Origin of the sequence: Streptomyces sp. NPDC060198, assembly GCF_042728415.1 — a bacterium.
GTDB lineage: Bacteria > Actinomycetota > Actinomycetes > Streptomycetales > Streptomycetaceae > Streptomyces.
In genome coordinates this window covers 1-5,041 of record NZ_JBHWZJ010000450.1, presented here as the reverse complement: position 1 = coordinate 5,041, position 5,041 = coordinate 1, and the positions used below count along the sequence as shown (strand labels likewise).

At 72.6% G+C, this 5,041-nt stretch carries 5 protein-coding genes; all 5 read right to left on the bottom strand.

Going from position 1 to position 5,041, the window contains the following annotated elements; translation table 11 throughout:
• Nucleotides 1-69 precede the first annotated feature (69 nt).
• Complete coding sequence (locus ACFWEP_RS31370; RefSeq protein WP_387375191.1) at nt 70-792, bottom strand: alpha/beta fold hydrolase; 723 nt, start codon at nt 790-792, stop codon at nt 70-72.
• Between the two features lie 41 nt (nt 793-833).
• Nucleotides 834-1,808 (bottom strand): alpha/beta hydrolase, encoded by a 975-nt coding sequence (locus ACFWEP_RS31365; protein ID WP_387375190.1) that lies wholly within the window; start codon nt 1,806-1,808, stop codon nt 834-836.
• A gap of 248 nt (nt 1,809-2,056) precedes the next feature.
• Nucleotides 2,057-2,680: a hypothetical protein gene (locus ACFWEP_RS31360; RefSeq protein ID WP_387375188.1), complete on the bottom strand. Its 624-nt coding sequence runs from the start codon at nt 2,678-2,680 to the stop codon at nt 2,057-2,059.
• Between the two features lie 68 nt (nt 2,681-2,748).
• A complete protein-coding gene (locus ACFWEP_RS31355; protein ID WP_387375193.1) occupies nt 2,749-3,891 on the bottom strand; it encodes a cytochrome P450 in 1,143 nt (380 codons plus the stop codon).
• A 156-nt stretch (nt 3,892-4,047) separates the two neighbouring features.
• Nucleotides 4,048-5,041 (bottom strand): MDR family NADP-dependent oxidoreductase (locus ACFWEP_RS31350; RefSeq protein WP_387375186.1); only part of this gene is annotated, 994 nt, incomplete at its 5' end.

Here is a 5,041-nt window from a genome sequence, read left to right as displayed (position 1 = left end):
GGACCGGACGGGGTCCGAGGGAAACCCGTCCGCCGCTCGCCGAGGCGGTCGGTCGGCACCGGCGCCGCGTCAGCCGATGCTGAGAGCGGCCTTCTCGATGAGATCGGCGACTTCCCCGGGGTGGGAGAGCATCACCAGGTGCGAGGAGTCGACCTCCACGGTCGACATGCCCGCGCGCCGGTAACCGTAACGCTCCACCTCAGGGTTGATGGTGCGGTCGGCCGCGGCCACCAGACCCCAGGAGGGCTTCGTCTTCCACGCTGCCGCAGGAGCGTTCTCGGTGAAGGCCCGAGCAGCCAGGGGGCGCTGGGAGACCGCGAGGATCCGGGCGAGAGCGGGGTCGACGTCGTGGGCGAAGACGGCCGGGAACCTCTCGGGCAGCACCGAGACGTCCGTCCCCGGTTCGTCCGAACCCTCGACCGGGAACGGCGTGTACACGAGCGCGGAAGCGAGGTCGGAGTCGGGGAAGCGTCCCTGCAACTCGCCCAGGCTCTCGCCCTCCTCCAGGGCGTACCCGGCCAGATAGACCAGGCCCTTCACGTTCTCCTCCTCGCCCGCGACGGTGATGACCGCCCCGCCGTAGGAGTGGCCGACCAGGATCACCGGACCGGCGATCCCCCGCACCACGGAGGCGATGTACGCGGAGTCACCGGTCAGGCTCCTGTTGGGCACCGCGGGGGCGACCACGTCGAGCCCGCGTTCCGTCAGCTCCGGGACGAGCCGGGCGAAGCTGGAGGCATCGGCGAACGCGCCGTGCACCAGGACGACGGTGGGACTGCCGGACGTCGGCATGGTGGTAACTCCTTGGGTCTTCGGGGTTCGTGGTTGTGGAATCAGGCGGAGTGCAGGGCGGCGCGGAGCGTCCGGACGGCCTGCTCGATGGCAGCCCCGGCGGCGTGCGTCCCGCGCAGCGCGTCGAGCATCACGAAGTCGTGGATGATGCCCTGGTAGCGGACCGCGGTGACCGCTACACCGGCCTCGCGCAGCTTGTTGGCGTAGGCCTCGCCCTCGTCGCGCAGCACGTCGGCCTCGCCGGTGACGACCAGCGCCGGCGGCAGGCCGGTGAGCTGCTCGGTGGTGGCCCGCAGCGGCGACGCGGTGATCTCGGCACGCTGGGCCGGGTCGGTCGTGTACTGGTCCCAGAACCACTGCATGCCGTCGCGACGGAGGAAGTATCCCTCGGCGAACTGGTGGTACGAAGCGGTGTCGAAGGACGCGTCGGTGACGGGGTAGAACAGCACCTGCTGGACCAGCGGTACGTCGCCCCGCTCCTTGGCCATCAGGGTGAGGGCGGCCGTCATGTTGCCGCCCACCGAGTCACCCGCCACCGCGACACGGCTGCCGTCCAGCCCCTTGGAGGCGCCCTCGGTGACCACCCAGCGGGCGACCGCGTAGTTCTGCTCGATGGCGACCGGGTAGCGGTGCTCGGGGGAGAGGTCGTACTCCGGGAACACGACGGCCGCGCCCGCGCCGGTCGCGAGCTCGCGGACGAGCCGGTCGTGGGTGTGCGCGTTGCCGAACACCCAGCCGGCGCCGTGGATGTAGAGGATGACCGGGAGCGTGCCGGTGGTCCCGGCGGGCTTGACGACCCGCGCCCTGACCGAGCCCGTGGGACCGCCTTCGACGGTGATCCACTCCTCGGTGATCGCGGGCTTCTCGATGTCGCCCGACTGGACCTCGTCCACCGCCTTGCGGCCGTCGGCCGGGGTGAGTTCGAAGAGGTACGGCGGGTTCGCGGTCGCCTCGGCGAAGGCGGCGGCGGCCGGCTCCAGCACGGGGGCGGTCGGCGCGGCGGGGAACTCGGACATGGTTCGTCTCCTGTCGTCCGGGCTCCGGCCTGGGCCGGTCGGCCCACGGGGCGGGGGCCCGGTGTGGAAAAGGGGTGATGCCGGGACACTACGGCTCCGGGACCGGGGCGACTTGACCCTGAACGCCCGCACTCTGTCCTTTCCGTGCGCCAGTGCCAGCGGTTCATCGAGGGCTCGCACGGGAGCACCGTGTCGCTCGCCGGGCGTGGGCCGGTCCGCCCTTCGTGGCACGGCCCGGCCCGCGTCGTTCACGGTTCCCGCGCTCCCTCGGCCGTCTCCACCGTCGACGTGATCCGGACGGCCGACGGATCGCGGGGCGCCGAGCCGAACCCGAAGGTCACCGGCGGGTCGACGGGCGCCAGCCCGCCGAGGTCCGTGCCCCCGAGGCAGGCGCTCGCCGACAGGACGCGGTGCTGGTCCCGCGCCCCGTACCATTCGCGCCGGCCCGGACCCGCGCTGCCGAGCGTACGGACACCGGGCAGCAGACGGGCCGGTACGTCGCACACGGCGGCCCAGGTGTGGCTGCGCGCGAGCGGTGCCGGCACGGCCCGCAACAGCAGGCCCAGTGCGGTCCGGGGGCCGGTGACGAGGTCCAGGGCGAGCGGACCGGCCCGGACGTACCAGCGGGGCCCGTCGCGGCGGACGTCCACCGGCACCACGTCGACACGGTCGAAGGTGTAGGTGTCCGCGACGAAGCCGGCCACCCGGCTGGTGGGAGCCAGCAACCGACGCTCACCGCCGGGGTGTTCGATCATGACATCGCTGAACGCCCCGAACGGGGAACGCGGCCAGTGGCCCAGCACCAGCCGCGTCCCCGAGGCCGTACCCATGGCCACGATCCATCCGTCGAAGTACCAGCGCCGCCGAGTCATGCCCGTCAGTCTGTCCCGGGCGCGCGGAGATCGCCCGTAGCGCCGCCGTGACGCCGCCGTGGCGCCGCCTACCAGGTCACCCCGAGCCGCACCGGTCCGCGCGAGGTGGAGCCCAGGCGCCACTGGACGGACGAGGCCGGCTCCGTCAGCCGGAGCCCCGGGAATCGGGCGGCCAGGTGATGCAGGGCAAGCTGGAGCTCCGTCCGGGCCAGCCACGCGCCCAGGCAGTAGTGCGGCCCGGCCCCGAACGACAGGGTGGGCGTCTCCAGCGGTGCGAACAGGTCCTCGGACCAGTGCGCCGAGAAGACCGCCGGGTCCCGGTTGGCCATGCCGCAGTCCGCCACCACCACCGCGCCGGCCGGAATGAACACACCCCCCACCTCGGCGTCCTCGTGCGCGCGACGAGTCGTGCCGCGGTCGTCGCCCAGCGGAATGCCGTGCAGCAGCCGATCGGCCACCCGCCCCGCCTCCTCCTCGCCGGCGGCGAGCCGCGGCCAGCTCTCCGGGCGCTCGCCGAGCAGGTAGAACAGCGAGTTGCTCAGCATGGTCATCGTGCTGTCATGGCCTCCGACCACCAGCCCGCAGACCAGGCTCACCAACTGGGCCTCGGGGATGCCGCCCTCCTCGTCGGCGGCGCGTACCAGGCCGCTCACCAGGTCGTCCCCGGGCTCGCGGCGCCGCAGGTCCAGCAGTTCGGCGCCGAACGCGGAGAACTCGGCCATGGCCGCGCCGACTTCCTCCGCGGGCCAGGACCCGTCCGAGAGCGCGTACTCGCTCCAGTGGCGCATCCGCTCCCGCGCCGAGGCGTCGAGCCCCATCAGCCTGCTGATGACTGCCACCGGCAACGGCAGCGCGAACTCGGCGACGATGTCCACGGGGGCCTTGCGACCGGCCAGCTCGTCCAGGAGCTGTTCCACGATCGCCGCGATCCAGGGCTGCCAGCGGGCGACGGCCCGCGGGGTGAAAGCGCGGTGCATGGTGCGGCGAAGGCGCAGGTGTTCGGGCCCGTCCTGATTGAACAGCAGGTCAGGGTCGTCCACGAGCACGGGCACGTCCGGCAGGGACGGCCCGTCCGGTGCGTACAGCCCGGCACGTCCGAACCGGGCGTCGCCGAGTACCTGCCGGACGTCCGCGTACCGGCTCACCAGCCAGGCCGGTGAGCCGTCGGACAGTTCGACGCGTTCGGGCGGACCCGGAACTCCGAACTCCATGCGGTGGAGCGGGGGCAGAGCCTGCTCGGGACCGGCGTTGTCAGTGGCTGCGGCGGACACACGACCTCCTGGTTGTACCGGACCGACGCGGCGCCGGACCGGTGGCGGGAGAGACAAGGGGGAACGGGAACGCGGGGGGCGGCAGTGGCCGGGCGGTCACAGCTCCACCAGCACCTTGCCCAGGTGGGACGACCGGTCGTGGTAGAGGCTCCGGTAGGCGGCGGGGATGGAGTCGAAGCCGTGGTGGAGGGTGTGGTCGCAGACGATCTCCCCGCGCCGGATCCGGCCGCCCAGCTCCTCGTGGAGGGCCCGCCAGTTCGTGTCGGTGAACCACTCCAGGGAGAAGATCCCGCGCACGGTCGTCCGCGGGAACATGATGTACGGCAGGAGCCTCGGCCCCACCGCGTCACGGCCCACCTGGGTCGCCCACTGCCAGCACACCGCCACCCGGCTGCCGACGTTGAGCAGCGAGAACACCGCGTCGGTGACCGCGCCGCCCAGATTGTCGAAATAGCGGTCGATGCCGTCCGGCGCCGCCCACTCCAGCGCGTCGCGCACACTCGCGGCGCTGTCGCCCTGGCGGTACAGGACGACCGCGTCGAACCCCAGCCCGGTCAGGTACTCGGCCTTCTGCGGGCTGGACGTCGTGCCGACCACGCGGGCGCCGGCCAGCCGTGCCATCTGCCCGACCAGCGTGCCCACGGCTCCGGACGCCCCACTGATCACCAGGGTGTCGCCCGGACCGGTGTCCAGGAAATGGGCCAGCGTGCCCCAGGCGGTCATGCCGGGGCCGCCCATCGAGCTGAGCGCCGTCGCGAGCGGGAGCGACTCGTCGAACCAGCCCGGGTCGAGACGCCGGTAGGCGGGGAAGACCATCGGGAAGGTGCCGGTCTGCCAGAGGGCTTCCGTGCCGTTGCTGACGAGATGGGACCGCCAGCCGCCGAACCCCTGCACCAGGTCCCCCGGCCGGTGGGCGGCGAGCGGCCCGGCCTCCAGCACCTCCATCACCGAGTCGGCGCCCATGTGGCCGCCCAGAGGGGTGTCCAGGGCGATGCCCTGGAGGTAGGGATCGACCGACACGTAGAGCGTCCGCAGCAGCATCTCGTCGGGTGCCAGATCCACGTCGACGTCCTCGACGACCTGCTCGTAG